The following is a 24,272-nucleotide window of genomic DNA, read 5'->3' as shown; positions in this document are numbered from 1 at the left end:
CGGAGGCCCCCGCTGATGCGCGTACTCGTCGTCACCGCCGTCGCGGCCGAACGTGACGCGGTCACCCGAGGCACGGCAGGGGCCACCGCCCCGGCCGGCGGCCCCGCGGAGACCGTGGAGCGGGCCGTGCCGGGCTTCGTCCTGCACCGCACGGCCACTGCGGCCGGTCCCTTCCCGCTGGTCGTCGACGCGCTGGCCGCCGGTGTCGGCCCCGCCGCCGCTGCCGCGGGTGCCGCGACCGCCCTGACGGCCGCGGCGGTCTCCGGCAGCCCGTACGACCTGGTGGTCTCGGCGGGCATCGGCGGCGGCTTCACGGGCGCGGCGGCGGACGCCCCGGTGGGTTCCCTCGTCGTGTCCGACGCGATCGTCGCCGCGGACCTGGGCGCCGAGACGCCCGACGGCTTCCTCCCGGTCACCGAGCTGGGCTTCGGGACCGTGGAACACCTCCCGCCCGAGCCGCTCGTACGGGCCGTGGCCCGCGCGACCGGCGCGCGCCGCGGCGAGGTGCTGACCGTGTCGACGGTGACGGGTTCCGCCGAGCGGGCCCGCGCGCTGATCGCGCTGCGCCCCGGCGCGCTGATCGAGGCCATGGAGGGCTTCGGCGTGGCCGAGGCCGCCGCCGCGCACGGGGTGCCGGTGCTGGAGCTCCGCGCGGTCTCCAACCCCGTCGGCCCGCGCGACCGCGCCGCGTGGCGCATCGGTGACGCGCTCGCGGCGCTCGCGGACGCGTTCACGGTGCTGCCCGGGGCCCTCGCGGAAGCGGGTGCCGAGGTCTTCCCGCACGCCGCGCCCGGCCCGCACGACCTTCACGACGGCCGGCCCACGGACCCTCAGGGCGCGCCGGCCTCCGCAGCACCGTCACCGCACGCGAGGAGGACCCCGTGAGTGAACCGCTCAAGATCGCCTATTCGCCCTGCCCCAACGACACCTTCGTCTTCGACGCCTGGGCGCACGGCCGCGTCCCCGGCGCACCCGCCCTCGATGTCACCTTCGCCGACATCGACATCACCAACGGCATGGCCGAGCGCGGCGAGTTCGACGTGCTGAAGGTGTCGTACGCGGTGCTGCCCTGGGTCCTGGAGGAGTACGCGCTACTGCCGTGCGGCGGCGCCCTCGGCCGGGGCTGCGGCCCGCTGGTGCTGACCCGCGAGCCGGGCGAGGCCGCCGGTCTGGCCGGGAAGACGATCGCCGTGCCGAGCGAGCGCTCGACGGCCTATCTGCTGTTCCGGCTATGGGCCGCGACGGAGGTGCCGGGCGGGGTCGGCGAGGTCGTCGTCATGCCGTTCCACGAGATCATGCCGGCCGTCCGGGACGGCAAGGTGGACGCCGGACTCGTCATCCACGAGGCGCGGTTCACCTACCAGCAGTACGGGCTCGACTGCCTGGCCGACATGGGGCAGCACTGGGAGTCGACGACGGGGCTGCCGATCCCGCTCGGCGCGATCATCGCCAAGCGCTCGCTGGGCGCGGCCAGGCTGCGCGAACTGGCGCAGGCGGCACGGACGTCCGTGCAGATGGCCTGGGACGACCCGGAGGTCTCCCGGCCGTATGTGCTGGAGCACGCCCAGGAGATGGACCCGGCGGTCGCCGACCAGCACATCGGGCTCTACGTCAACGAGTTCACCGCCGGCCTCGGCGAGGCCGGCTATGCCGCGGTGCGCGGGCTGCTGACCCGCGCCGCGGCCGAGGGGCTGGTGCCGCCCCTCGGCCCGGAGGCACTGGAGTTCGCCTGACGGTTCGCACTTCCTGCGAACTCCTTCAAAGAGAAGCGGTGGTCAGACGTCCAGCTGGTCGGCCACCGCCCGCAGCATCCCGGCGATCTTCGAACCATGGGCCTTGTCGGGGTAACGGCCGCGCTCCAGCTGCTGGGTGACGTTCTCCAGGAGCGTGGTGAGGTCCTGGACGATCGACGCCAGCTCGTCGGGCTTGCGGCGCTGTGCGGCCGCGACCGACGGGGCGGGGTCGAGGAGCGTCACGGTGAGCGCCTGGTCGCCGCGCTGGCCGGCCACGACACCGAATTCCACCCGCTGTCCGGGCTTGAGGACGTCCACCCCGTCCGGGAGCACCGAGGAGTGCACGAAGACGTCTCCGCCGTCGTCGCGGGAGAGAAAGCCGAAGCCCTTCTCACTGTTGAACCACTTGACCTTGCCGGTAGGCACGTCTGTCCTCGTCCTCGTGTCTCGTCGGAAATACGGAAAACGTCTGCAATCAACGGAAAAACGGCTCTTGATAGCACTACAGCGGGTCGTAAGACCCGCTCCCCCCAAGGCTAATGGTCCCGGGCCCGGTGACAAGACGTCCTTTTCCGTACGGCGCCGGGGGCGACCGTGCCTCCACGCCGTCGGCTATGGATCTACCCTGGTCAGGTGAGTAGCGAAACTCCCCGGGACGGGGATCTGCTGGTACGCATCGGCGCCATCGTCTTTCTCGTAGGCGCGGTGGCCACCCTGGCGACGGTCGCCCCGCTGTTCCTGGGCGCCGATCCGCTGCCGTCGGCAGCGTACTTCGTCTGCATGCTGATGGGGGTCGGATTCCTGATCGCGGCCGCCGGGGTGCTGCGTTCCGTCGCGGCGCAGCGCCGTCAGGCGCGCGCCTCGCTGTCGGCGGCGATCTCCGGCGCGGTGTCCGGCACGGCCGCCTCGCCGCGGTAGCCGCGCAGCCAGCCGGGGAAGGCCGTGAGGTCGGCGAGGAGCACATCCGCCCCGGCGGCGCGCAGTTCCTCCTCGTCACACGGACCCGTCGCCACCGCTACGGACAGCGCACCCGCCGTACGCGCCCCGCGCACGTCCCCGGTGTGGTCGCCGACGTAGACCACCGCGCCGTGCGCGCGCAGCGCCGTCGCCTTGCCCTCCGCCCAGAGGTCGCCGACGAGGGCGTCGGGGGCGAGGCCGAGGTGGTCGAGGTGGAGCCGGGCGTTGCGCTCGTACTTCGCGGTGACGACGACCGACCGCCCGCCCAGCTCGCGCACGGCGTCGAGCGCCTCGTGCGCGCCCGGCATGGCGGGTGACGCCCCGATCGCGAGCGCGGGGTAGACCGCGCGGTAGGCGTCGGCGGCCGCGGCGACCCGGTCCGCGGGGAACCAGTGGGCCAGCTCCTGCTCCAGCGGCGGCCCCAGCCTGCTGCACACCAGGCCGACGTCGATGTACGTGCCCGTCGAGGCGGCCAGCGACTCGTACGCGGCCCTGATGCCCGGGACGGAGTCGACCAGGGTCAGGTCGAGGTCGAAGCCGACCGTGAACCGGGGGCGGTGCGGGGGCCGCGTACGCAAGGTCATGCCCCACATTCTGCCGTGATGCCCGACCCGTACACTTAGCCTCGCCTAACTTCCCCCGGTACCAGCCACGAAGTGGAAGCGATGTCAGCCGCCGTCCCGATCAGCAGCCCCCGATCCCCACGGGTCCGGCGCCGCGTCGGCTGGACGGCGGCCGCGGTCGTCGCCCTGCTGGCGGCGGTGCTGCTCAGCCTCGCCGTGGGCGCCCGCGCCACCGCGCCGTCCCAGGTCCTCGACGCGCTCTGGTACGGCACCCCGGGGAAGGCCACCGCCGTCGTGCGCGACATGCGGCTGCCCCGTACCGTCGTCGGGCTGATGGTCGGCGCGGCACTCGCCATCGCCGGAACGGTTCTTCAGGGCATCACCCGCAACCCCATCGCCGACCCCGGCATCCTCGGCATCAGCCACGGCGCCTCGCTGGGCGTCGTCCTCGCGATGACCCTCGCCGGGGTGCAGACCCTCTCCGGCTATGTGTGGTGGGCCTTCGCGGGCGCGGCCCTCGCCTCCGTCGCCGTCTACGCCGTCGCCGCGCGCGGCCGCGGCGGCGCCACCCCCGTGAAGCTGGCGCTGGCCGGAGCCGCGATCAACGCGCTGCTGCTGTCCGTCGTGCACGCCGTCCTCACCACCCACGCCGCCGTCCTGGACCGCTTCCGGTTCTGGCAGGTCGGCTCGCTGCCAAGCCAGGACACCGGGATCGCGGCCCAGATCTGGCCCTTCCTGCTGGTCGGCGTGGTGCTGGTGGCGAGCGTGGCCCGCGGCCTCGACGCGCTCGCGCTCGGCGAGGACGTCGCCAAGGGCCTCGGCCAGAACGTCGCCACCGTACGGATCGTCGGCGGCATCGGCGCGACGATCCTCGTCGGCGTCGGCGTCGCCGCGGCCGGGCCGATCGCCTTCGTCGGCCTCGCCGTCCCGCACATCGCCCGCGCGATCGTCGGCACCGACCACCGCTGGCTGCTGCCCATGGCCGCCCTCGTCGGACCCGTGATGCTGCTCGTCGCCGACACGGTCGGCCGGATCGTCTTCCCGCCGAGCGAGGTCCCCTCGGGCGTGATGACGGCGCTCATCGGGGTGCCGTTCCTGATCGCGCTCGTCCGCCGCAAGAAGGCGGTGGCCGCGTGACGCTCTCCCTCGCCCGCCCCGCCGGGTACACCCTCGTACGCGCCGGACGCGCCTCCTTCCTCGTGCACCGGCGGGCCACCGCCGTCGCCCTCGCCCTGACCCTGCTGCTGGCCGCCGCGTGCCTGACGTACCTGTGCGCGGCCCAGTCCTACGTGGCGCCCTCCGAGGCCCTGAAGGTCGTCCTCGGGCAGCCCTCGCCGGACGAGCTGACCGTCGGCACCTTCCGGCTCCCCCGGATGACCGTGGGCCTGCTCGTCGGCGCGGCCTTCGGGGTGGCCGGGGCGCTGATCCAGACCGTCTCCCGCAACCCCCTGGCCAGCCCCGACATCATCGGCGTCACCCAGGGCGCGAGCGCGCTGACGGTGGGCGCGCTGACCTTCGGCGTCACCTCGTACGCGTACCTCCCCTACCTGTCCGTCGCCGGCGGCCTGCTCGCGGCCGCCCTCGTCTACGTCTTCGCCTGGCGCGGCGGGCTGCACGCCACCCGCTTCGTCCTCATCGGCATCGGCTTCGCGGTCGCGCTGCGCTCGGTCACCAACCTCTTCATGACCAAGGGCGACTACCTGGTCGCCCAGCAGGCCAAGGTGTGGATGACCGGCTCGCTCGCCGACCGCGGCTGGGACGAGGCCGTCCCCGTGACCTGGGCGCTGCTCCTGCTCACGCCCTTCGTCTGCTGGGCGGCCCGCGCGCAGCGCACCGTGTCGATGGACGACGACACCGCGACCGCGCTCGGCATCCGGCTGGGCCGGGTCCGGCTCGGCCTCGCCCTCCTCGGCGTCGTACTGGCCTCCATCGCCACCGGCGCCGCCGGGCCCGTCGACTTCGTCGCCCTGCTCGCCCCGCAGCTGGCCCGCCGGATGACCCGCACGGCCCAGATCCCCCTGCTCTCCTCGGCGCTGACCGGCGCGGTCATCGTGGTCGTCGCGGACCTGCTCGGCCGCAAGCTCTTCGAACCGACGCAGCTGCCCGTGGGCGTCCTGACCGCCGCCGTCGGCGCCCCCTATCTGATCTGGCTCATCATCAGGGGCCGCACCGGAGGAAAAGCGTGACCGAGACCGATATCGAGACCGGGACCGGGACCGGTCGGCGCCCGGCCCGGCTCAGCGCCCGCGACCTGACCCTCGCCTACGAGGACCGCACCGTCGTCGACGGCCTCGACGTGGACATCCCGGACGGCGCCGTCACCGTCATCGTCGGCCCCAACGCCTGCGGCAAGTCGACCCTGCTGCGGGCCCTCGGACGCCTCCTCAAACCGGCCCGCGGCTCCGTGCTCCTCGACGGCACCGAACTGGCCCGGATACCCACCCGCGCCATCGCCCGGTCCCTCGGCCTGCTGCCGCAGAGCCCTGTCGCCCCCGAGGCCATCACCGTCGCCGACCTCGTCTCCCGCGGCCGCCAGCCGCACCAGCGCTGGTGGCAGCAGTGGTCCGACGCCGACGAACACGCCGTCACCGAGGCGATGACCCGCACCGACACGGCCGCCCTCGCCGAGCGCTCCGTCGACGAACTCTCCGGCGGGCAGCGGCAGCGCGTCTGGATCGCGATGGCCCTCGCCCAGGAGACGGACCTGCTGCTCCTCGACGAGCCCACCACATACCTGGACATCTCCCACCAGGTGGAGGTCCTCGACCTCTGCCGCCGCCTCAACCACGAGCGCGGCCGCACGGTCGTCGCGGTCCTCCACGACCTCAACCAGGCCGCGCGCTACGCGGACCACCTGATAGCGATGAAGTCGGGCCGGATCGTGGCCCAGGGCGCGCCGTCGGACATCGTGACGGCGGATCTCGTACGGGACGTCTTCGGCCTGGAGTCGGTCGTGGTCCCGGACCCGGTGACGGGCAGCCCTCTGGTGGTGGCGGGCCGTCCTTGGGGCGCGGGGGACTGACGGCGCCGCACCGCTATCCAGGGCGGCGGGAGCGCCAGACCACGTACAGCGCCGAGGCGACGGCCGCCGCGCGGATGGTCCAGGGCCAGGAGTCCGACAGGGCCGCGCCCAGGCCGCCCTCCGGGACGGGAGCGCCCCAGCGGCCCTCCGTGCGGCCCCACAGCCAGACCGCCCAGGCCGCGAGCGTCAGGCCCGGCACGCCCATGACCGCCCACTGCGACTCGGTGTGCGAGAGCTTGCGCGTGAGGTAGGCCAGCGCCCACCCCCCGGCGAGCACGAACCAGTTGCCCAGCACCGCGCCCACCAGCAGCACCAGGGCCACCAGGAGCAGCAGCACGCTGACGGGCTCCCCGTCCGGGCGGCGCAGCAGGCTGGGGCGGCGCCGGGTCTCCTCGGCCTCCTCCGCCTCCTCTTCCGGCTCCGCCGGGGCGGCCTCGGACGGCGCCGCCTCCACCGGCTCGCGGGACGGTGGCTTCAGTATCTCGGGGATCTCGATCCCGCCGACGAACCCGTGGACCGCCTCCCCCTTGCCGAACGGCCCCGGGTCCACCCGCCACCAGTCCGGCACCTCCCCGGAGGGGCTCAGCTCCTCCGGGGTCGCGAGATGCGGCGGTGTCACCGTGGGCACGGTCCGGACGGGCTCGTCCTCACGGCGCTGCGCCGGGACCCTGCCACTCTCGGCGGTGACGAAGCCGTTCGCGTCCGCGACGGCCTCGTCCGGGGTACCGAGCCCGGACAGGATGCGCTGCACGGCGGCGGGGCTGTCCGCGCCCTCGGACGATCTGCGGCGCTCGATCTCCGTACGCAGCCGCGAGACGAGCCGCATGCGGTCGGCGGAGGTCAGCGCGGTGCGTTGCGCGATGTCGCCGACTCGGCTCAGGTAGTCAAAAACAAGCTGATCGCTCTCGATCCCCACCGAATCCCCTAAGACCGCTCCTTCCCCGAAGGTACCGTCCCCTTCGGGGTGGCCGGTGGGTTTTGCGGCAGGTTGCGGCCTACGTGCGGCACATTCAGCCCGGCCGGCGATTGAGGCCGCCCGCCGCAGGCGCCGCGGACCGCACCCGACCGCGCACAGCAACCCGCACACCAAGCAGCAAAGCGCAGCGGACGGGTACCGTAAGCAGAATGACCACCCCGCGCCGTCCCACCAGCACCACCGGCGCCCCCCGAACCCTCGCGGAGGAGCTGCGCGGCCGGCCCGACGACGCCCTCGCCGCCCTCCTCCTCGCCCGGCCGGATCTCATCAATCCCATGCCCGGCGACCTCACGCAGCTGGCGACCCGCGCCGGCACCCGCGCGTCCGTCGTCCGCGCGCTGGAGCGGCTGGACCGGTTCGCGCTGCAGGTCGCGGAGGCGCTCGCGGTGGCCCCGGACCCCTGTCCGTACGCCACGCTGGACGCGCTGATGGGCGGCGACGAGCGCACCGACCCACGGGTCGCGCGCGAGCTGCCGCGGGCCGTGGCGACACTGCGCGACCAGGCCCTGGTGTGGGGCGGCGAGGACCGGCTGCGCCTGGTGCGCACGGCCCGCGAGCTGCTCGCGCCCAGCGCCGCGCACCCCTCCCCCACCGGCCTCGGCCCGTCCGTCGCGGAGGCCACGGCCGGCATGTCGCCGGGCCGGATCCAGCAGATCATCGCGGCGGCCGGGCTGCCCGCGACGCACGATCCGGTGACGGCCGTCGGCGCGCTGACCGAGCTGTTCGAGGACCGTACGCGCATGGCGGCGCTGCTCGACGCGGCCCCCGCCGACGCTACGGCCGTGCTCGGCAAGCTGCTGTGGGGCCCGCCGTACGGCACGGTCACCGCCCACCCCGCCCCGCACCTGCGCTGGCTGCTGGACCGCGGCCTGCTGCTGTCGGCCGGGCCCGGCAATGTGGTGCTGCCCCGCGAGGTGGCCCTGCACCTGCGCGCCGGGCGCGCGCACCGTACGCCCGAGCCGGTGGCACCCGGGCTCGCGCCGGTGACCGAGCACGCGGAGCGGACGGTGGACGCGACGGCGGCCGGGCAGGCGTTCACGGCGCTGGCGACCGTCGAGGAGCTGCTCAAGGAGTGGGAGACCGGCGGCCCGCCGGTGCTGCGCGCGGGCGGCCTCAGCGTGCGCGACCTCAAGCGCGCGGCGGCCGTCCTCGACACCACGGAGCCGATGACCGCGTTCTGGGCGGAGCTGGCGTACGCGGCCGGGCTGCTCGCCTCCGACGGCGAGGTCGACGAGCGGTACGCCCCGACCCCCGCCTACGACGACTGGCTCCAGCTGCCCACCGAACAGCGCTGGACCCGGCTGGCCACCGCCTGGCTCGCCGCCACCCGCGCCGCGGGGCTCGTCGGCGGCCGGGACGCCAAGGCCCGTACGCTCGCCGCGCTCGGACCCGACCTCGACCGCGGCCCGGCCCCCGAGGTCCGCCACCGCGTCCTCGCGCTCCTCGCGACCCTGCCGCCGGGCGCCTCCGTCACCCCGGACACCCTCCTGGCCCGGCTGCACTGGGAGCGCCCGCCGCGCGCCACCACCGGCCCGGAAGAGGACCTCCGCACCCGCCTCGCCCGCTGGACGGTCACCGAGGCCGAGCTGCTCGGCGTCATCAACCGCGGCGCGCTCTCCGCCCACGGCCGCGCCCTGCTCCCCGCCTCCGAGGCGGACGGGGTACGGGCCGCGTGGCGGCCGCCGACCGACGCGGAGCTGGGCGCCGCGGGCGTACGGGCCGCGGCCCTGCTCGCCCCGCTGCTGCCCGAACCGCTCGACCACATCCTGCTCCAGGCCGACCTCACGGCCGTCGCCCCCGGCCCGCTCGTCCGGCCGCTCGCGCAGACGCTGGGCGTGCTCGCCGACATCGAGTCCAAGGGCGGGGCCACGGTCTACCGCTTCACCCCCGCCTCCGTACGGCGGGCCCTGGACGCCGGGCGGACCGCCGACGACCTCAAGGCGTTCCTCACCGGCCACTCGCGCACTCCCGTGCCGCAGCCGCTCGCCTATCTCATCGACGACATCGCCCGCCGCCACGGCCATCTGCGGGTGGGCGCGGCCTCCTCCTACCTCCGCTGCGACGACGAGGCGGTACTCGCCGAGATCCTCGCCGACCGCCGCTCCGCACCGCTGCGGCTGCGCCGCCTCGCCCCGACGGTGCTGGCCGCGCAGGCGGCCCCCGACGCGCTCCTCGCGGGCCTGCGCGACATGGGCTACGCGCCCGCCGCGGAGTCCGCCGAGGGCGACGTGCTGATCTCCCGCGCCGACGCGCACCGCACCCCGCCGCGCACGGCCCCGGCCCCCGTCCCCGAGGGCCCGCCCGCACCCGACGCGACGCTGCTGGGCGCGGCCGTACGGGCCATCCGCGCGGGCGACATGGCGGCGACCGCCGAACGCAAACCGGTGGCCTCCGCCGGCCCCGCCCCCGGCGGCCTGCCGCGCACCACGTCCGCGGACACGCTGGCCGCCGTGCAGGCGGCCGTCCTCACCGGCACGCCGGTATGGATCGGCTACGTCAACGCGGAGGGCGCGGCCAGCCAGCGCGTCATCGCACCGGTACGGGTCGAGGGCGGCTTCGTCACCGCGTACGACCACACGGCGGACGAGGTCCGCACGTTCCCCTTGCACCGCATCACGGGCGCGGCGGAACTGGCGGACGACCCGGCGTAACGCTGTCCTCGCCGGACGGGCTTGATTTCGCAGGCTACGGTCCGCGAAATCAAGCCCGTCCGGCGATTGAGGACGCGCCCGCAGGGCGCTCCGCCGCAGGCGGCAACGGGCACCCCGAAGAGAAAAGCGCACCCAACCCCGCCCGGCCGAGCGCAGCGATCAGGCACACTGGACGTTTGGCCGAAAGAAATGGGTGAAGCGTTGAACGGACCCCTGATCGTCCAGAGCGACAAGACGTTGCTGCTGGAAGTGGACCACGACCAGGCAGACGCATGCCGCCGCGCGATCGCCCCGTTCGCGGAGCTGGAGCGCGCGCCGGAGCACATTCACACCTACCGGGTCACCCCGCTCGGCCTGTGGAACGCCCGGGCGGCCGGGCACGACGCGGAGCAGGTCGTCGACGCCCTGGTCGCCTTTTCCCGCTATCCCGTGCCGCACGCCCTGCTCGTCGACATCGCCGAGACCATGGCCCGCTACGGGCGGCTCAAGCTCGTGAAGCACCCCACGCACGGCCTGGTCCTGGAGTGCACGGACCGGCCGGTGCTGGAGGAGATCCTGCGGTCGAAGAAGATCCAGCCGCTGGTCGGCGCCCGGATCGACCCGGACACGGTGGCGGTGCACCCCTCCGAGCGCGGCCAGATCAAGCAGACGCTGCTGAAGCTCGGCTGGCCCGCCGAGGACCTCGCGGGCTACGTCGACGGCGAGGCGCACCCCATCGAGCTGAACGAGGACGGCTGGGCCCTGCGCCCGTACCAGAAGCAGGCCGTCGAGGGCTTCTGGCACGGCGGCTCCGGCGTCGTCGTGCTGCCCTGCGGCGCGGGCAAGACGCTCGTCGGCGCGGGCGCGATGGCCCAGGCGAAGGCCACGACGCTGATCCTGGTGACCAACACCGTCTCCGCGCGGCAGTGGAAGCACGAACTGGTCAAGCGGACGTCGCTGACCGAGGACGAGATCGGTGAGTACAGCGGCACGCGCAAGGAGATCCGCCCGGTCACCATCGCCACGTACCAGGTCCTGACGACGAAGCGGAAGGGCATCTACCCGCACCTGGAGCTCTTCGACTCGCGCGACTGGGGCCTGGTCGTCTACGACGAGGTGCACCTGCTGCCCGCGCCGGTCTTCAAGTTCACCGCCGACCTCCAGGCGCGCCGCCGCCTCGGGCTGACCGCCACGCTCGTGCGCGAGGACGGCCGCGAGTCGGACGTCTTCTCCCTCATCGGCCCGAAGCGCTTCGACGCGCCGTGGAAGGAGATCGAGGCGCAGGGCTACATCGCGCCCGCCGACTGCGTCGAGGTCCGCGTCAACCTGACGGACAGCGAGCGGCTGGCGTACGCGACGGCCGAGGCGGAGGAGAAGTACCGCTACTGCGCGACCACCGCCACCAAGCGGAAGGTCACCGAGGCGCTGGTCGCCAAGCATCAGGGCGAGCAGACGCTGGTCATCGGCCAGTACATCGACCAGCTCGACGAGCTGGGCGAGCACCTGGGCGCGCCCGTCATCAAGGGCGAGACGACCAACGCCCAGCGCGAGAAGCTCTTCGACGCGTTCCGCCAGGGCGAGCTGAGCGTCCTGGTGGTTTCGAAGGTCGCCAACTTCTCCATCGACCTGCCCGAGGCGACGGTCGCCATCCAGGTCTCCGGCACGTTCGGCTCCCGCCAGGAGGAGGCGCAGCGCCTCGGCCGCGTCCTGCGGCCGAAGGCGGACGGCCATGAGGCGCGCTTCTACTCGGTGGTGGCGCGCGACACGGTCGACCAGGACTTCGCGGCACACCGCCAGCGGTTCCTGGCGGAGCAGGGATATGCGTACCGGATCATGGATGCGGACTCGTTGCTGGCGGGCGAGGACGCGTAGCCGACTGCGGGTTCGTTGCCCCCCAGAGGTGCCCCCAGCGGCGGGGGCGCCCTGCGCGCGAAGCGTGCTTCGGGGTCCGGGGCGGAGCCCCGGGCAACGGACCCGCACCCGCTTGCGCCGAAATCAGACCGCTCGGACGGCCGGTTTGTCGCTGGTCTCGCCGAGCAGCACCACACTGACGGCCGCACCGGCGAAAACCTTGATCGCTCGGAGCGCCTGGGCGAAGGAGAAGGGCGTCGTGTCCTGGGTGACGGATGCGGTGGTCATGTCCTCCATGATGGTTCCCGGCGGCCCTCCGCCACATCGACCTGCCGGTGTAACCGCACCTGCGGCTCTGTACGACCCAAGGCGCATGCCGCCCCCTACGGAAGTGGGACGGCGACCCTGAGAAGGGCCGGGGTCATGGTCGAAAAAACCATTCGCCCGGCGGTTCGCCGCTGACTACAATCGCCCGTCTTGCCGCCTCCCGCCGCCCCGGGAGCGCCCCCGTCCGGACGGAAACCGGCGGGTCCCCGCTCGTCCACAGCACTCTCCCGGAGGCCCTGCCGTGCCCGCGCATGCAACGAACGCGAACGACCCCCTCTCCCGCGAGCGCGCCCACCTCTCCTCGTCCCGGGCAGCGCTGCGCGCGATGCGCGCCGACGTCGAGTCCCTGGACATCAAGGACGTGACCGCGAACTGGGTCAACGCCGCGGTCCTGCAACGCCAGATCGACGAGCGCATCACCGCCCTCGCGGACCTCGCGCACACCCCCCTCTTCTTCGGCCGCCTCGACTATCTGCACGCGCCCGGCGCCGATCAGGCGGAGGGCGCGGAGGGCGAGCGGTTCTATATCGGCCGCCGTCACGTCCACGACGCCGACGGCGATCCGATGGTGATCGACTGGCGCGCGCCCGTCTCCCAGCCGTTCTACCGGGCGTCCAAGAAGGACCCGATGGGCGTCCGTACGCGCCGCCGGTTCGGTTACACCGGCGGCGAGTTGACGGCGTACGAGGACGAGGACCTCACCGACACCGCGGGCGCCGAGCAGGCGAGCCGGCTCCTCCAGTCCGAGATCGAGCGGCCGCGCGTCGGCCCGATGCGGGACATCGTCGCCACGATCCAGCCGGAGCAGGACGAGATCGTCCGCGCGGGCATCGGCGGCACCGTGTGCGTCCAGGGCGCCCCGGGCACCGGCAAGACCGCCGTCGGCCTGCACCGTGTCGCCTATCTGCTCTACGCCCACCGCGAGCGGCTCGCCCGCACCGGCACGCTGGTCATCGGCCCGAACCGGTCCTTCCTGCACTACATCGAGCAGGTTCTGCCCGCCCTGGGCGAGTTGAACGTCGCCCAGGCCACCGTCGACGACCTCGTCGCCCACGTCGAGGTCCGCGGCACCGACTCCCCCGCCGCCGCCTGTGTCAAGGGCGACGCCCGCATGGCCGAGGTGCTGCGGCGGGCCGTGCGGTCCGGCGTGACGATGCCGGTGGAGCCGCTCGTGGTCGTGCGCGGTTCGCGGCGGTGGCGGGTCCCGGCGTACGAGATCGAGGAGATCGTCCGCGAGCTGCTCGCCCGCGACATCCGCTACGGCGCCGCCCGCGACGCCCTGCCGCAGCGCATCGCCCACGCCGTGCTCGTGCGGATGGAGGCCGCCGGTGAGGCGCCCGACGACCGCGTGCAGGACGCCGTGGCCCGCAACGCGGCCGTGAAGGCCACCGTCAAGACCGTCTGGCCGCAGGTCGACCCGGCGAAGCTCGTGCTGCGGCTGCTCTCCGACGCGGACTTCCTGGCCGAGCACGCGGACGGCGTCCTCACCCCGGAGGAGCAGGCGGAGATCCTCATGGACCGGCCCGCCCGGAGCGTCCGCTCGGCCAAGTGGTCCTCCGCGGACGCCGTGTTGATCGACGAGGCGTCCGACCTCGTCGCCCGCACGTCCTCGCTCGGACACGTCGTCCTCGACGAGGCGCAGGACCTCTCCCCCATGCAGTACCGCGCCGTCGGCCGCCGCTGCACGACCGGCTCCGCGACGATCCTCGGCGACCTCGCCCAGGGCACGACCCCCTGGGCCACCCGCAGTTGGACCGAGGCCCTCACCCACCTGGGCAAGCCGGACGCCTCCGTCGAGGAGCTCACCCAGGGCTTCCGCGTGCCCCGGGAGGTCATCGCCTACGCGTCCCGCCTCCTGCCCGCCATCGCGCCGGAGCTCAGCGAGGCGACGTCCGTGCGCGAGGCCGCGGGCGACTTCTCCGTACGGTCCGTGCCGGCCGGCTCCCTCGACGCCACGGTGGTGGCCGCCTGTCGCGCGTCCCTCGCGCACGAGGGCTCGATCGGCCTGATCGCGGCCGACTCGCGCATCCCCGCCCTCGCCTCCGCCCTGGCCGCCGCCGGACTGCCCTTCCTCGCCCCCGGCGAGGAGACGAGCGATTCGGCCCGGCTGACGCTGGTCCCGGCGACGCTGGCGAAGGGTCTCGAGTACGACTACGTCGTGCTGGACGAGCCGGAGGCCGTGGTGTCGGGGGAACCGGACGAGAGGACGGGGTTGCGCCGGCTGTACGTGGCGCTGACGCGGGCGGTCTCCGGTCTGACGGTGCTTCACGCCTCGCCGCTGCCGGGGGCGTTGGCCTAGCCCGTTCCGCGGGTGCGGCCTCAGCCGCCCACGGCCTCCCGCCAGATCGCGACCGCCTCCGGGGAAACCCCGCCCTCCCACCCCGAGGGCCGGGCCGCGCCCCCGATGTGGAAGCCCGTGATGCCCGCGCCCAGGAGCACCGGCACATGCTTGAGCTGGAGCCCGCCGCCGACCAGGATGCGCGGTTCGTAGCCGGGGTCGTCCGAGCGTCCGGCCTCGGCGAGCAGCGTGGCGATGCCGTCGTCGACACCGGAGGCGGAGCCGGCGGTCAGGTAGGTGTCGAGGCCGGGGAAGTCGACGAGCTGCTTGCGCAGCGCGTCCCGGTCCGCGGCGCGGTCGATGGCGCGGTGGAAGGTCCAGCGGGCGCGCGGCCCGACCGCCTCGGCGAGGGCGGCGACGGCGGTGAGGTCGGCGCGGCCGTCGTCGGTCAGGAAGCCGAGGACGAACTCGTCCGCGCCTTCCGCGGCCAGCGCCCGGGCGGACTCGCACAGGGCGGAGAGCTCGGCGGCGGTCCCGGCGGAGAAGCCGTCGGCGGCGCGCAGCATGACGCGCACGGGGAGGGAGACGGCCGCCCGGACGGCGGCGAACGTCCCGACGGAGGGGGTGAGGCCGTCCGCGGCCATGTCGGTGACCAGTTCGAGGCGGTCCGCCCCTCCGGCCTGGGCCGCCACCGCGTCCTCGGGGGTGAGCGCGATGACCTCAAGAATTGGTCTAGACATGTAACACAGACTGCCACACCGGCACCCGGCGTCAAAAGCCGTGCTCCACAATTGGCCTATGGCAGACACGTCCGAGCACCCGTCCGGCCCCGCACTGCGCGCCCGCTGGCGGGAGACCGTCGTACGGGCCCGCGGCGGGGCCCCCGCACCGGACCCCGGCCCGTACGCGGAGGACCTGCTGCGCCGCTGGTCGGAGCCGCAGCGCAGGTACCACACGGTCGATCACCTCGCGGCGGTCCTCGCCCGGATCGACGAGCTGGCGGAGCACGCGGACGACGTGGACGCGGTCCGCTTCGCGGCCTGGTTCCACGACGCCGTCTACCGCCCGGACCGCTCGGAGAACGAGGAGCGCAGCGCGCACCTCGCGGAGCGCGCCCTCCCGGAGCTGGGTCTTGACGCGGACCGGACGGCGGAGACCGCCCGGCTCGTACGGCTGACGGTGTCGCACGACCCGGCGGCCGGCGACCACAACGGCGAGGTGCTGTGCGACGCGGACCTGGCGGTGCTGGCGGGGGCGCCGCAGGAGTACGCGGCGTACGCGGCGGCGGTCCGCGAGGAGTACGGCTTCGTGCCGGACGCGGCGTTCCGCGAGGGCCGGGCGGCGGTGCTGCGCCAGCTGCTGGGGCTGCCGCGCCTGTTCCGCACGCCGCTGGGAGCCGGCCGCTGGGAGCCGACGGCGCGCCGCAACCTCGCCACCGAGCTGGAGCTGCTGACGGCCTGAGGGCCCAAGAGCCTAAGGGCCCGGAAGAGCCCGAGGGGCCGGAAGAGCTAGAGGAGCCCGCCCGCGGGCCGCTCGTGCTTGGGCCTGCGCAGCCCCGCCCCCACCAGCAGCCGCACCAGCTCCTTGCTGCCCACCTCCCGCGCACCCATCTGCACGGCCTTCCCGTACGACGTCGAGGGGATGTCGTAGTGGTCCCGGTCGAACGCCCGCGGGGGCGCGCCGAGCCGCGCCGCGAAGTCGTGCAGCTCGGCGTACGACACGTCGCTGACCAGGTGCGACCACATCCGGCCGTGGCCCGGCCAGGTCGGCGGGTCGATGTAGAGGGTCACCGCAGCGCCGTCCCCAGCGACCCCACCCGCGCCACCAGCACCGCCTGCTTGGCGCAGGCCCAGTGCGGGTCGGGGCCGAGCTCGGGCTCGACCTCCAGCGCGTGGGGATCGCCGGAATCCGTGCAGACCGGGCACAGCGGCCACCGGCCGTGCCGCTCCAGCAGCGCGTCCTGGACGTCCTGGGCGATCAGCCCGACGACGTACGACACGCCCTCCGGCCACTGCTCGACCCACCACCGGCGATGGACGACCGCGTCCTCGACGAGGGAGACGACATCGGCCTCCGCCACATCGCCGGCCACGAGGTCGGCGAGGACGAGGGCGCGCGCCGCGTGCAGTGCCTGTTCGAGCTCCATATGGTCCATTGTCCGGGACGCGGAGGGTTGACGGTTCACCGGTCCGAAAATACCTTTCATGAGGTGAGCAGCAAACTGAAAGAAACTTTCACGGCCGCCGACCGGGCACCCGCCGCCACGCCCCCGGCCCCCGGCGCCCTCGCCGCCAAGGTCCGCACGCTGGTGCCCTCGATGACCCGCTCCATGCAGCGCGTCGCCGAGGCCGTGGCGGGCGATCCGGCGGGCTCCGCCGCGCTCACGGTCACCGGCCTCGCGGAGCGCACCGGCACCAGCGAGGCCACCGTCGTCCGCACCGCCCGCATCCTCGGCTACCCCGGCTACCGCGACCTGCGCCTGGCCCTGGCCGCGCTCGCGGCCGAGCAGGCGGCGGGCCGGGCCCCGGCCGTCACGGCCGACATCGCCGTGGACGACCCCCTCGCCCGCGTGGTCGCCAAGCTCGCCCACGAGGAGGCCCAGTGCCTGGCGGACACCGCCGCCGCGCTGGACACCGCGCAGCTGGAGGCCGCCGTCGGCGCGCTGTCCGCCGCCCGGCGCGTCGACGTCTACGGCATCGGCGCGTCCAACCTCGTCGGCCAGGACCTGGTGCAGAAGCTCCTGCGCATCGGCCTGATCGCGCACGCGCCCGCCGACCCTCATCTGGCCGTCACCAACGCGGTGCAGCTGCGCGCAGGTGACGTCGCCATCGCCATCACCCATTCGGGCCGCACCACCGATGTCATCGAACCGCTGCGGGTCGCCTTCGAGCACGGCGCGACGACGGTCGCGATCACCGGCCGCCCGGACGGGGAGATCGCGCAGTACGCCGACCACGTGCTCACCACGTCCACCGCGCGGGAGAGCGAGCTGCGCCCGGCCGCCATGTCGAGCCGCACCAGCCAACTGCTCGTGGTGGACTGCCTGTTCATCGGCGTCGCCCAGCGGACGTACGAGAGGGCCGCGCCCGCCCTGTCCGCCTCCTACGAAGCCCTCGCCCACCGGCACGACCCCCGCCGCTGACCCGCCCGGCCCGTCACGGAAAGGCGCCGCTCCATGAACTCGCCCGCCCACGCGGCACTCCGCGCCGAGCTCGCCGCGCTCACCACCGAGGCGTTCCGCCCCGAGCTCGCGGACATCGACCGGCTGCCGACGCTCGACATCGCGAAGATCATGAACGGTGAGGACGCCACCGTCGCCACCGCAGTCGCCGCCCGGCTCCCCGAGATAGCGGCCGCCATCGACGCGATCGCGGCCCGGATGGCCCGCGGCGGACGGCTCGTCTACGCGGGCGCAGGCACCGCCGGCCGGCTCGGGGTGCTGGACGCCAGCGAGTGCCCGCCGACGTTCAACACCGACCCGGCGCAGGTCGTCGGGCTGATCGCGGGCGGCGCGCCCGCGCTGGTCTCCGCGGTGGAGGGGGCCGAGGACAGCCGGGAGCTGGCCGCCGGCGACCTGACCGCGATCAGGATCGGCGCGGCCGACGCGGTCGTGGGCGTCTCGGCGTCCGGCCGCACCCCGTACGCCCTCGGCGCCGTCGCCCACGCCCGGGCCGCGGGCGCGCTCACCATCGGGCTGTCCTGCAACGCCGGCTCACCGCTCGGCGCGGCCGCCGAGCACGCCGTCGAGGTCGTCGTGGGCCCCGAACTCCTCACCGGCTCCACCCGGTTGAAGGCGGGCACCGCGCAGAAGCTCGTCCTCAACATGCTCTCGACCATCACCATGATCCGGCTCGGCAAGACCTACGGGAACCTGATGGTCGACGTGCGCGCCTCCAACGACAAGCTGCGCGCCCGTTCGCGGCGCATCGTCGCCCTCGCGACCGGCGCCTCCGACGCGGAGACGGAGGAGGCGCTGGCGCAGACCGGCGGCGAGGTGAAGAACGCCATCCTCGTCGTCCTCGGCGGCGTCGACGGCCCCACGGCGGCCCGCCTGCTGGAGGAGTCGGCCGGGCATCTCCGTACGGCCCTGCGCACCGCCGCGGGGGACTGACCGAGGCAAGGCACTCGAACCCATGGCACCGGACGACAGACACAGCGCCACCGCCGCCGCGCTGCTCCCCCTACTCGGCGGCGCCGGGAACATCGCCTCCGTCGAGAACTGCATGACCCGCCTGCGCCTGGAGCTCCACGACCGCTCCCTCGTGCGGGACGAGGCGCTGCGCGCGCTGCCCGCCGTGCTGGGCGTGGTCGAGGACGGCACGTCGTTCCAGGTGGTGCTCGGGCCGGGGGCCGTCGCCCGGGTGGCCCCGGAGCTGGCGCGGCTGAGCGCGGCCGCGCCGGTCACCGCCGAGGCCCTGGCCGAGCGGGGCGCGGCGCTGCGGGCCGAGCGGAAGGAGCGCAACGCCACCCCGGGCAAGCTCTTCCTGCGCCGGATCGCGGCCGTCTTCGTGCCGCTGATCCCGGCGCTGATCGGCTGCGGCATCGTCGCCGGGCTCAGCGGGCTGCTCGCCAATCTGCGCCTGCTGCCCGGCCTCACGCCCGCGCTGACCGCGGTGGCGTCGGGCTTCATGTCGCTGATCGCGGTGTTCGTCGGCCACAACACGGCGAAGGAGTTCGGCGGCACCCCGGTGCTGGGCGGCGCGGTCGCGGCGATCACGGTCTACGGGGGCACGGGCCGGGTCGGCGCCTTCGGGGAGCAACTGGTGCCCGGCCAGGGCGGGGTGCTCGGCGCGCTGGCCGCCGCGCTGCTGGCGACCCGGGTCGAGCGCTGGTGCCGCAGGCGGGTGCCACAGGCCCTGGACGTCCTCGTCACCCCGACGCTCACGGTGCTGGTGACGGGCCTGGTCTCGCTGTACGGGCTGATGTACGCCGCCGGGAAGGCGGCCACCGCGATCGGCCGCTTCGCCGACTGGCTGCTGGCCAACGGCGGCGCGGGCGCGGGCTTCGTCCTGGGCGGGCTGTTCCTGCCGCTGGTGATGCTGGGCCTGCACCAGGCGCTGATCCCCATCCACACGACGCTGATCCAGCAGGAGGGTTGCACGGTCCTGCTGCCGCTCCTGGCGATGGCGGGCGCGGGCCAGGTGGGGGCGGCCCTCGCGGTCTACGTACGGCTGTCGCACAACGGCTCGGTGCGCGGCACGATCCGCTCCGCGCTCCCGGCCGGCTTCCTGGGCATCGGCGAGCCGCTGATCTACGGCGTCTCGCTGCCGCTGGGGCGGCCGTTCGTCACGGCGTGCGTGGGCGGCGCGTTCGGCGGCGGCTTCGTGGGCCTGTTCAACCAGCTGGGCGACAAGGTCGGCGCCACGGCCATCGGCCCGTCGGGCTGGGCCCTCTTCCCCCTGCTGAAGGGCGACCACGGCCTCGGGCGGGCGGCGGCGGTCTACGGCCTCGGCCTCCTGGTGGGCTACGCGGCGGGCTTCGCGGCGACGTACGCCTTCGGCTTCGGGAAGGGGGAGCTCGCGGCGCTCAACGCGCCGAGGGCGGCACCCCCTTCACAGGGAGTGCCGCCCTCGGCGTACAGCGTTCAGGACAAGTGACCCGTCAGGGTCAGAAGTCCATGTCACCGCCCGGCATGCCGCCCGGAGCGGCCGCGGCGGCCTTCTCCGGCTTGTCGGCGATGACGGCCTCGGTGGTGAGGAACAGCGCCGCGATGGAGGCGGCGTTCTGCAGCGCGGAGCGCGTGACCTTCGCCGGGTCGATGATGCCCTCGGCGATCATGTCCACGTACTCGCCCGTCGCGGCGTTGAGGCCGTGGCCGACGGTCAGGTTGCGGACCTTCTCCACGACGACGCCGCCCTCGAGACCACCGTTGACGGCGATCTGCTTCAGCGGGGCCTCCAGGGCCAGGCGCACGGCGTTGGCGCCGGTGGCCTCGTCGCCCTCGAGCTCGAGCTTCTCGAAGACCGAGGAAGCCTGGAGCAGGGCCACGCCACCACCGGCGACGATGCCCTCCTCGACGGCCGCCTTCGCGTTGCGAACGGCGTCCTCGATGCGGTGCTTGCGCTCCTTGAGCTCGACCTCGGTCGCGGCACCGGCCTTGATGACGGCCACGCCGCCGGCCAGCTTCGCGAGGCGCTCCTGGAGCTTCTCGCGGTCGTAGTCCGAGTCGCTGTTCTCGATCTCGGCGCGGATCTGGTTGACGCGGCCCTGGACCTGGTCGCTGTCACCGGCACCGTCGACGATGGTCGTCTCGTCCTTGGTGATGACGACCTTGCGGGCGCGGCCGAGCAGGTCGAGACCGGCGTTCTCCAGCTTGAGGCCGACCTCCTCGGAGATGACCGTGCCACCGGTGAGGATGGCGATGTCGCCGAGCATGGCCTTGCGGCGGTCGCCGAAGCCCGGGGCCTTGACGGCGACGGACTTGAAGGTGCCACGGATCTTGTTGACGACCAGGGTCGACAGGGCCTCGCCCTCGACGTCCTCGGCGATGATCAGCAGCGGCTTGCCGGACTGCATGACCTTCTCGAGGAGCGGCAGCAGGTCCTTGACCGAGCCGATCTTCGAGTTGACGATCAGGATGTACGGGTCGTCCAGGGACGCCTCCATACGCTCCATGTCGGTGGCGAAGTACGCCGAGATGTAGCCCTTGTCGAAGCGCATACCCTCGGTGAGCTCCAGCTCCAGACCGAAGGTCTGGGACTCCTCGACGGTGATGACGCCTTCCTTGCCGACCTTGTCCATCGCCTCGGCGATGAGCTCGCCGATCTGGGTGTCGGCGGCGGAGATGGAGGCGGTGGAGGCGATCTGCTCCTTGGTCTCCACGTCCTTGGCCTGCTCGAGCAGGGCACCGGAGACGGCCTCGACGGCCTTCTCGATACCGCGCTTGAGGGCCATCGGGTTGGCGCCGGCGGCGACGTTGCGCAGGCCCTCGCGGACCAGCGCCTGGGCCAGGACGGTCGCGGTCGTCGTGCCGTCACCGGCGACGTCGTCCGTCTTCTTCGCGACCTCCTTGACCAGCTCGGCGCCGATCTTCTCGTACGGGTCCTCGAGCTCGATCTCCTTGGCGATGGAAACACCATCGTTGGTGATCGTGGGGGCGCCCCACTTCTTCTCGAGGACGACGTTGCGGCCCTTGGGGCCGAGGGTGACCTTGACGGCGTCGGCGAGCTGGTTCATCCCGCGCTCGAGACCGCGCCGTGCCTCCTCGTCGAACGCGATGATCTTGGCCATGTGAAGTGGTCCTCCCAGGACGGGGTGGATTTCTCCGGACCGCGCTGGCGCCCGCGACGGACGGCTCACCGGCCTGATGGTTCCTTGCCCCACCCGGCCGACGGGCCTCACCGACGGTCCAAATCTGTCACTCTCACTCGGAGAGTGCTAACGCCAATGATTAGCACTCGACCCACCAGAGTGCAAGCGATCCGGCGACGAGCGCACCGGAAGTGGCACCGGGGGCACCTTGGGGGCACCCCCGGACGAAGTCTGGGGGAGGTAGCTGGGGGCGCAAGCGCCTCTGCAGAAGGGCACTCCTACGACGTGACTTCCGGGTACACAGGGAACGCGTACGCGCGTACGCGCGCGAGGGCACACGAAGGGCCCGTACCCCGGTGCTCGGGTACGGGCCCCTCGGCGAGCTGAGTGAGCCGGTGGTCGATGCGCCGAGATCAGACGGCGAGCTTGACCATGTCCGCCTGCGGCCCCTTCTGGCCCTGCGAGATCTCGAACTCCACTCGCTGACCCTCCTCGAGGGTGCGGTAGCCGTCCATCTGGATCGCGCTGTAGTGGACGAATACATCCGCACCACCGTCGACCGCGATGAAGCCGTACCCCTTCTCCGCGTTGAACCACTTGACGGTGCCCTGAGCCATGCCTAACTCCCCTATTACTGGCCCTTGCGCAGGACCGCACTTCGCGGACCCGGGTCAGACCTCACCCCCGGAACACTCCCCCGCCAGCGGCAGGGGGAACCCCGGTGGTGTGCGCCGGAACGCGTCGACCGCGGCTGAATGTATCTGCACGGATGCCGTCTGCAACAGGTCACTCGGACGAGAATTCCTGGCGCGGCCGATTGCCGAAATACGGCGAACTCCGGGGGATCCAGGGCAAGTCGGGCCGGGCATAGCACAAGCAACCCGACAATTCGCGCACACAGTTCGCGCACAACTTGACGGGTTCTCATATGCGTTCGGCACTGACGCCGGAGGGGGATCGCCTCAACTGTATCGCGCTCAACAGACGGAATCGCCCCGTCCACTTCATGGCCGGGGCGATTCCAAGGGTCTTTCACAGGAAGCTTTCGTAAAGCTCAGCCCCCGGCGACGGCAGGGATGATCGACACCCCGGCGCCGTCGGGCGTGGGAGTCTCCAGCCCCTGCTCGAACCGCACATCGTCGTCATTGACGTACACGTTCACGAACCGCCGCAGCTTCCCCGCGTCGTCGAGAACGCGGGCGGCGATGCCGGGGTGGTTCTTCTCCAGATCGCCGATCACCTCGGCGAGAGTCGCCCCCTCGGCGGAGACTTCGGCGACACCGCCGGTATAGGTGCGAAGGATGGTGGGAATGCGAACGGAGATGCTCATGGGTTTACACCTTCGGTGAGTAGGAAAGTGATCGTGGGCGCACACCGGCCCGCGGACGTCAGCCGGCGGCGAAGCCCGCCGCGCGGAACGCCTCCAGCGACGGCCGGATGGTCGCCGACGGCTCCGCCGCCACGGCGTCGAGCGTCTTCAGCCCGTCCCCCGTGTTCAGCACCACCGTCGTCAGCGACGGATCGAGCACTCCCCGCTCGAGGAGCTTCCGGGTGACGCCCACCGTCACCCCGCCCGCGGTCTCCGCGAAGATCCCCTCCGTCCGGGCCAGCAGCCGGATCGCGTCGACGATCTCCGTGTCGTCCACGTCCTCCACGGCGCCGCCCGTCCGCCGGGCGATGTCGAGCACGTACGGCCCGTCCGCGGGGTTGCCGATCGCGAGGGACTTCGCGATCGTGTCCGGCTTCACCGGCCGTACGACGTCGTGGCCGTCCTTGAACGCGCGGGAGACCGGGGAGCACCCCTCCGCCTGCGCGCCGAAGATCTTGTACGGCCGGTCCTCGACCAGACCCAGCGCGATCAGCTCCTTCAGCCCCTTGTCGATCTTCGTGAGCTGGGAGCCGGAGGCGACGGGGATCACGAGCTGGTCCGGCAGGCGCCAGCCCAACTGCTCGCAGATCTCGTACGCGAGGGTCTTGGAGCCCTCGCCGTAGTACGGGCGCAGGTTGACGTTGACGAAGCCCCAGCCCTCGCCGAGCGGGTCGCCGATCAGCTCGGAGCAGAAGCGGTTCACGTCGTCGTAGGTGCCCTCGATGCCGACGAGGTCGCCGCCGTAGACCGCGGCCATGACGACCTTGCCCGCCTCCAGGTCGTGCGGGATGAAGACGCAGGACTTGAAGCCCGCGCGGGCGGCGGCGGCGCCGACCGCGCCGGCGAGGTTGCCGGTCGAGGAGCAGGAGAGCGTGGTGAACCCGAAGGCGCGCGCGGCCTCGACCGCGATGGCGACGACGCGGTCCTTGAAGGAGTGCGTGGGGTTGCCGGAGTCGTCCTTGACGTACAGCCCGCCGGTGACGCCCAGTTCACGGGCGAGGTTGTCGGCCTTGACGAGCTTGGTGAAGCCGGGGTTGAGGCCGGGCTTGTCCGCGACGTCGGCGGGGACGGGCAGCAGCGGGGCGTAACGCCAGATGTTGTCCGGACCGGCCTCGATGCGGCGGCGCAGGGCCTCGGGATCGCCGGCGGGAAGGTCGTACGCGACTTCGAGCGGGCCGAAACAGGCGGCGCAGGCGAAGATGGGACCGAGGTCGAACCGCTCCCCGCACTCCCGGCACGAGAGGGCGACGGCGGGACCGAGAGCGACAGAAGTGGTTGAGCTTTCGACAGACTGCACAGCCATGGAGGCGAGGCC

The 24,272-nt window shown here is 73.2% G+C and carries 24 protein-coding genes; 13 read left to right on the top strand and 11 right to left on the bottom strand.

What is annotated here, in order from left to right; translation table 11 throughout:
* Nucleotides 1-15: 15 nt before the first annotated feature.
* On the top strand, nucleotides 16-885 hold the full coding sequence (locus DXZ73_RS25600) for a futalosine hydrolase (RefSeq protein WP_116213399.1): 870 nt from the start codon (nucleotides 16-18) through the stop codon (nucleotides 883-885).
* Nucleotides 882-1,733: a 1,4-dihydroxy-6-naphthoate synthase gene (locus DXZ73_RS25595; protein ID WP_116213398.1), complete on the top strand. Its 852-nt coding sequence runs from the start codon at nucleotides 882-884 to the stop codon at nucleotides 1,731-1,733. Before DXZ73_RS25600 ends, DXZ73_RS25595 begins: the two co-directional genes overlap by 4 nt.
* A gap of 42 nt (nucleotides 1,734-1,775) precedes the next feature.
* On the opposite strand, the gene DXZ73_RS40125 is transcribed toward DXZ73_RS25595, so the two are convergent.
* A complete protein-coding gene (locus tag DXZ73_RS40125; RefSeq protein WP_116213397.1) occupies nucleotides 1,776-2,159 on the bottom strand; it encodes a cold-shock protein in 384 nt (127 codons plus the stop codon).
* A 207-nt stretch (nucleotides 2,160-2,366) separates the two neighbouring features.
* Here DXZ73_RS40125 and DXZ73_RS25585 point away from each other — a divergent pair, with 207 nt between their 5' ends.
* Nucleotides 2,367-2,651, top strand: a complete 285-nt coding sequence (locus tag DXZ73_RS25585) for a hypothetical protein (RefSeq protein ID WP_116213396.1) — start codon at nucleotides 2,367-2,369, stop codon at nucleotides 2,649-2,651.
* On the opposite strand, the gene DXZ73_RS25580 is transcribed toward DXZ73_RS25585, so the two are convergent.
* Entirely contained in the window at nucleotides 2,582-3,283 is a 702-nt protein-coding gene (locus tag DXZ73_RS25580; protein ID WP_425315863.1) for an HAD family hydrolase, read from the bottom strand. The genes DXZ73_RS25585 and DXZ73_RS25580 overlap by 70 nt on opposite strands.
* Nucleotides 3,284-3,355: 72 nt before the next feature.
* On the opposite strand from DXZ73_RS25580, the gene DXZ73_RS25575 reads away from it, so the two are divergent.
* The 3 genes from DXZ73_RS25575 to DXZ73_RS25565 are packed head-to-tail and all read left to right on the top strand — an operon-like array spanning nucleotide 3,356 to nucleotide 6,275.
* On the top strand, nucleotides 3,356-4,390 hold the full coding sequence (locus DXZ73_RS25575; protein ID WP_116213394.1) for a FecCD family ABC transporter permease: 1,035 nt from the start codon (nucleotides 3,356-3,358) through the stop codon (nucleotides 4,388-4,390).
* Nucleotides 4,387-5,439 (top strand): FecCD family ABC transporter permease, encoded by a 1,053-nt coding sequence (locus tag DXZ73_RS25570; protein WP_116213393.1) that lies wholly within the window; start codon nucleotides 4,387-4,389, stop codon nucleotides 5,437-5,439. Before DXZ73_RS25575 ends, DXZ73_RS25570 begins: the two co-directional genes overlap by 4 nt.
* Nucleotides 5,436-6,275, top strand: a complete 840-nt coding sequence (locus DXZ73_RS25565; RefSeq protein WP_240351483.1) for an ABC transporter ATP-binding protein — start codon at nucleotides 5,436-5,438, stop codon at nucleotides 6,273-6,275. The genes DXZ73_RS25570 and DXZ73_RS25565 overlap by 4 nt, the downstream gene beginning before the upstream one ends.
* A 13-nt stretch (nucleotides 6,276-6,288) precedes the next feature.
* Here the strand turns inward: DXZ73_RS25565 and DXZ73_RS25560 are convergent, their stop codons facing one another.
* Complete coding sequence (locus tag DXZ73_RS25560; RefSeq protein ID WP_116213392.1) at nucleotides 6,289-7,191, bottom strand: hypothetical protein; 903 nt, start codon at nucleotides 7,189-7,191, stop codon at nucleotides 6,289-6,291.
* A 209-nt stretch (nucleotides 7,192-7,400) separates the two neighbouring features.
* On the opposite strand from DXZ73_RS25560, the gene DXZ73_RS25555 reads away from it, so the two are divergent.
* Nucleotides 7,401-9,902, top strand: coding sequence for a helicase-associated domain-containing protein (locus DXZ73_RS25555; RefSeq protein WP_116213391.1), 2,502 nt, complete (start codon nucleotides 7,401-7,403; stop codon nucleotides 9,900-9,902).
* A 201-nt stretch (nucleotides 9,903-10,103) separates the two neighbouring features.
* Entirely contained in the window at nucleotides 10,104-11,753 is a 1,650-nt protein-coding gene (locus DXZ73_RS25550; protein WP_116213390.1) for a DNA repair helicase XPB, read from the top strand.
* 123 nt (nucleotides 11,754-11,876) lie between these two features.
* Here the strand turns inward: DXZ73_RS25550 and DXZ73_RS38350 are convergent, their stop codons facing one another.
* Nucleotides 11,877-12,020: a hypothetical protein gene (locus DXZ73_RS38350; RefSeq protein WP_162890327.1), complete on the bottom strand. Its 144-nt coding sequence runs from the start codon at nucleotides 12,018-12,020 to the stop codon at nucleotides 11,877-11,879.
* A 280-nt stretch (nucleotides 12,021-12,300) separates the two neighbouring features.
* Between DXZ73_RS38350 and DXZ73_RS25545 the strand changes: the two genes are divergently transcribed.
* Nucleotides 12,301-14,358 carry a HelD family protein gene (locus DXZ73_RS25545; RefSeq protein ID WP_240351482.1) on the top strand — a complete coding sequence of 686 codons (2,058 nt, stop codon included), beginning with the start codon at nucleotides 12,301-12,303 and terminating at the stop codon, nucleotides 14,356-14,358.
* A 20-nt stretch (nucleotides 14,359-14,378) separates the two neighbouring features.
* On the opposite strand, the gene DXZ73_RS25540 is transcribed toward DXZ73_RS25545, so the two are convergent.
* Complete coding sequence (locus DXZ73_RS25540) at nucleotides 14,379-15,077, bottom strand: copper homeostasis protein CutC (protein WP_116213389.1); 699 nt, start codon at nucleotides 15,075-15,077, stop codon at nucleotides 14,379-14,381.
* Nucleotides 15,078-15,135: 58 nt separating this feature from the next.
* Between DXZ73_RS25540 and DXZ73_RS25535 the strand changes: the two genes are divergently transcribed.
* Nucleotides 15,136-15,798: an HD domain-containing protein gene (locus DXZ73_RS25535; RefSeq protein ID WP_116213388.1), complete on the top strand. Its 663-nt coding sequence runs from the start codon at nucleotides 15,136-15,138 to the stop codon at nucleotides 15,796-15,798.
* Between the two features lie 47 nt (nucleotides 15,799-15,845).
* Here DXZ73_RS25535 and DXZ73_RS25530 read toward each other — a convergent pair whose 3' ends face one another.
* Nucleotides 15,846-16,127, bottom strand: a complete 282-nt coding sequence (locus DXZ73_RS25530) for a DUF4031 domain-containing protein (RefSeq protein ID WP_116213387.1) — start codon at nucleotides 16,125-16,127, stop codon at nucleotides 15,846-15,848.
* Nucleotides 16,124-16,483, bottom strand: a complete 360-nt coding sequence (locus tag DXZ73_RS25525; protein ID WP_116213386.1) for a hypothetical protein — start codon at nucleotides 16,481-16,483, stop codon at nucleotides 16,124-16,126. Before DXZ73_RS25525 ends, DXZ73_RS25530 begins: the two co-directional genes overlap by 4 nt.
* Before the next feature lie 63 nt (nucleotides 16,484-16,546).
* Between DXZ73_RS25525 and DXZ73_RS25520 the strand changes: the two genes are divergently transcribed.
* Genes DXZ73_RS25520 through DXZ73_RS25510 form a run of 3 tightly spaced genes read left to right on the top strand, consistent with a single transcriptional unit; the run spans nucleotide 16,547 to nucleotide 19,934 of the window.
* Nucleotides 16,547-17,479: a MurR/RpiR family transcriptional regulator gene (locus DXZ73_RS25520; RefSeq protein WP_116213385.1), complete on the top strand. Its 933-nt coding sequence runs from the start codon at nucleotides 16,547-16,549 to the stop codon at nucleotides 17,477-17,479.
* 33 nt (nucleotides 17,480-17,512) lie between these two features.
* Nucleotides 17,513-18,448: an N-acetylmuramic acid 6-phosphate etherase gene (gene murQ, locus DXZ73_RS25515; protein ID WP_116213384.1), complete on the top strand. Its 936-nt coding sequence runs from the start codon at nucleotides 17,513-17,515 to the stop codon at nucleotides 18,446-18,448.
* A 22-nt stretch (nucleotides 18,449-18,470) separates the two neighbouring features.
* Nucleotides 18,471-19,934, top strand: coding sequence for a PTS transporter subunit EIIC (locus DXZ73_RS25510; RefSeq protein ID WP_116213383.1), 1,464 nt, complete (start codon nucleotides 18,471-18,473; stop codon nucleotides 19,932-19,934).
* 10 nt (nucleotides 19,935-19,944) lie between these two features.
* Here DXZ73_RS25510 and groL read toward each other — a convergent pair whose 3' ends face one another.
* The 4 genes from groL to thrC form a co-directional block, all read right to left on the bottom strand.
* Complete coding sequence (gene groL, locus DXZ73_RS25505; RefSeq protein WP_116213382.1) at nucleotides 19,945-21,567, bottom strand: chaperonin GroEL; 1,623 nt, start codon at nucleotides 21,565-21,567, stop codon at nucleotides 19,945-19,947.
* A 434-nt stretch (nucleotides 21,568-22,001) separates the two neighbouring features.
* Entirely contained in the window at nucleotides 22,002-22,205 is a 204-nt protein-coding gene (locus DXZ73_RS25500; RefSeq protein WP_005315736.1) for a cold-shock protein, read from the bottom strand.
* Between the two features lie 437 nt (nucleotides 22,206-22,642).
* Entirely contained in the window at nucleotides 22,643-22,918 is a 276-nt protein-coding gene (locus DXZ73_RS25495; protein WP_116213381.1) for a MoaD/ThiS family protein, read from the bottom strand.
* 58 nt (nucleotides 22,919-22,976) lie between these two features.
* Nucleotides 22,977-24,260, bottom strand: a complete 1,284-nt coding sequence (gene thrC / locus DXZ73_RS25490; protein WP_205519225.1) for a threonine synthase — start codon at nucleotides 24,258-24,260, stop codon at nucleotides 22,977-22,979.
* Between the last annotated feature and the right edge of the window lie 12 nt (nucleotides 24,261-24,272).

Origin of the sequence: Streptoverticillium olivoreticuli subsp. olivoreticuli (genome assembly GCF_003391135.1) — a bacterium.
Classification (GTDB): domain Bacteria; phylum Actinomycetota; class Actinomycetes; order Streptomycetales; family Streptomycetaceae; genus Streptomyces; species Streptomyces blastmyceticus.
Note: the sequence above shows the minus strand (reverse complement) of the source record. Positions and strands in the feature narration are given on the sequence as shown.

Excerpts from the sequence above, each read along its gene's own strand:
- murQ (WP_116213384.1), top strand. The coding sequence starts at position 17,513 with ATGAACTCGCCCGCCCACGCGGCACTCCGCGCCGAGCTCGCCGCGCTC.
- DXZ73_RS38350 (WP_162890327.1), bottom strand. The coding sequence starts at position 12,020 with ATGACCACCGCATCCGTCACCCAGGACACGACGCCCTTCTCCTTCGCC.
- DXZ73_RS25540 (WP_116213389.1), bottom strand. The coding sequence starts at position 15,077 with ATGTCTAGACCAATTCTTGAGGTCATCGCGCTCACCCCCGAGGACGCG.
- DXZ73_RS25510 (WP_116213383.1), top strand. The coding sequence starts at position 18,471 with ATGGCACCGGACGACAGACACAGCGCCACCGCCGCCGCGCTGCTCCCC.
- DXZ73_RS25495 (WP_116213381.1), bottom strand. The coding sequence starts at position 22,918 with ATGAGCATCTCCGTTCGCATTCCCACCATCCTTCGCACCTATACCGGC.
- thrC (WP_205519225.1), bottom strand. The coding sequence starts at position 24,260 with ATGGCTGTGCAGTCTGTCGAAAGCTCAACCACTTCTGTCGCTCTCGGT.
- DXZ73_RS25575 (WP_116213394.1), top strand. The coding sequence starts at position 3,356 with ATGTCAGCCGCCGTCCCGATCAGCAGCCCCCGATCCCCACGGGTCCGG.
- DXZ73_RS25500 (WP_005315736.1), bottom strand. The coding sequence starts at position 22,205 with ATGGCTCAGGGCACCGTCAAGTGGTTCAACGCGGAGAAGGGGTACGGC.
- DXZ73_RS25600 (WP_116213399.1), top strand. The coding sequence starts at position 16 with ATGCGCGTACTCGTCGTCACCGCCGTCGCGGCCGAACGTGACGCGGTC.
- groL (WP_116213382.1), bottom strand. The coding sequence starts at position 21,567 with ATGGCCAAGATCATCGCGTTCGACGAGGAGGCACGGCGCGGTCTCGAG.
- DXZ73_RS25535 (WP_116213388.1), top strand. The coding sequence starts at position 15,136 with ATGGCAGACACGTCCGAGCACCCGTCCGGCCCCGCACTGCGCGCCCGC.
- DXZ73_RS25580 (WP_425315863.1), bottom strand. The coding sequence starts at position 3,283 with ATGTGGGGCATGACCTTGCGTACGCGGCCCCCGCACCGCCCCCGGTTC.
- DXZ73_RS25525 (WP_116213386.1), bottom strand. The coding sequence starts at position 16,483 with ATGGAGCTCGAACAGGCACTGCACGCGGCGCGCGCCCTCGTCCTCGCC.
- DXZ73_RS25555 (WP_116213391.1), top strand. The coding sequence starts at position 7,401 with ATGACCACCCCGCGCCGTCCCACCAGCACCACCGGCGCCCCCCGAACC.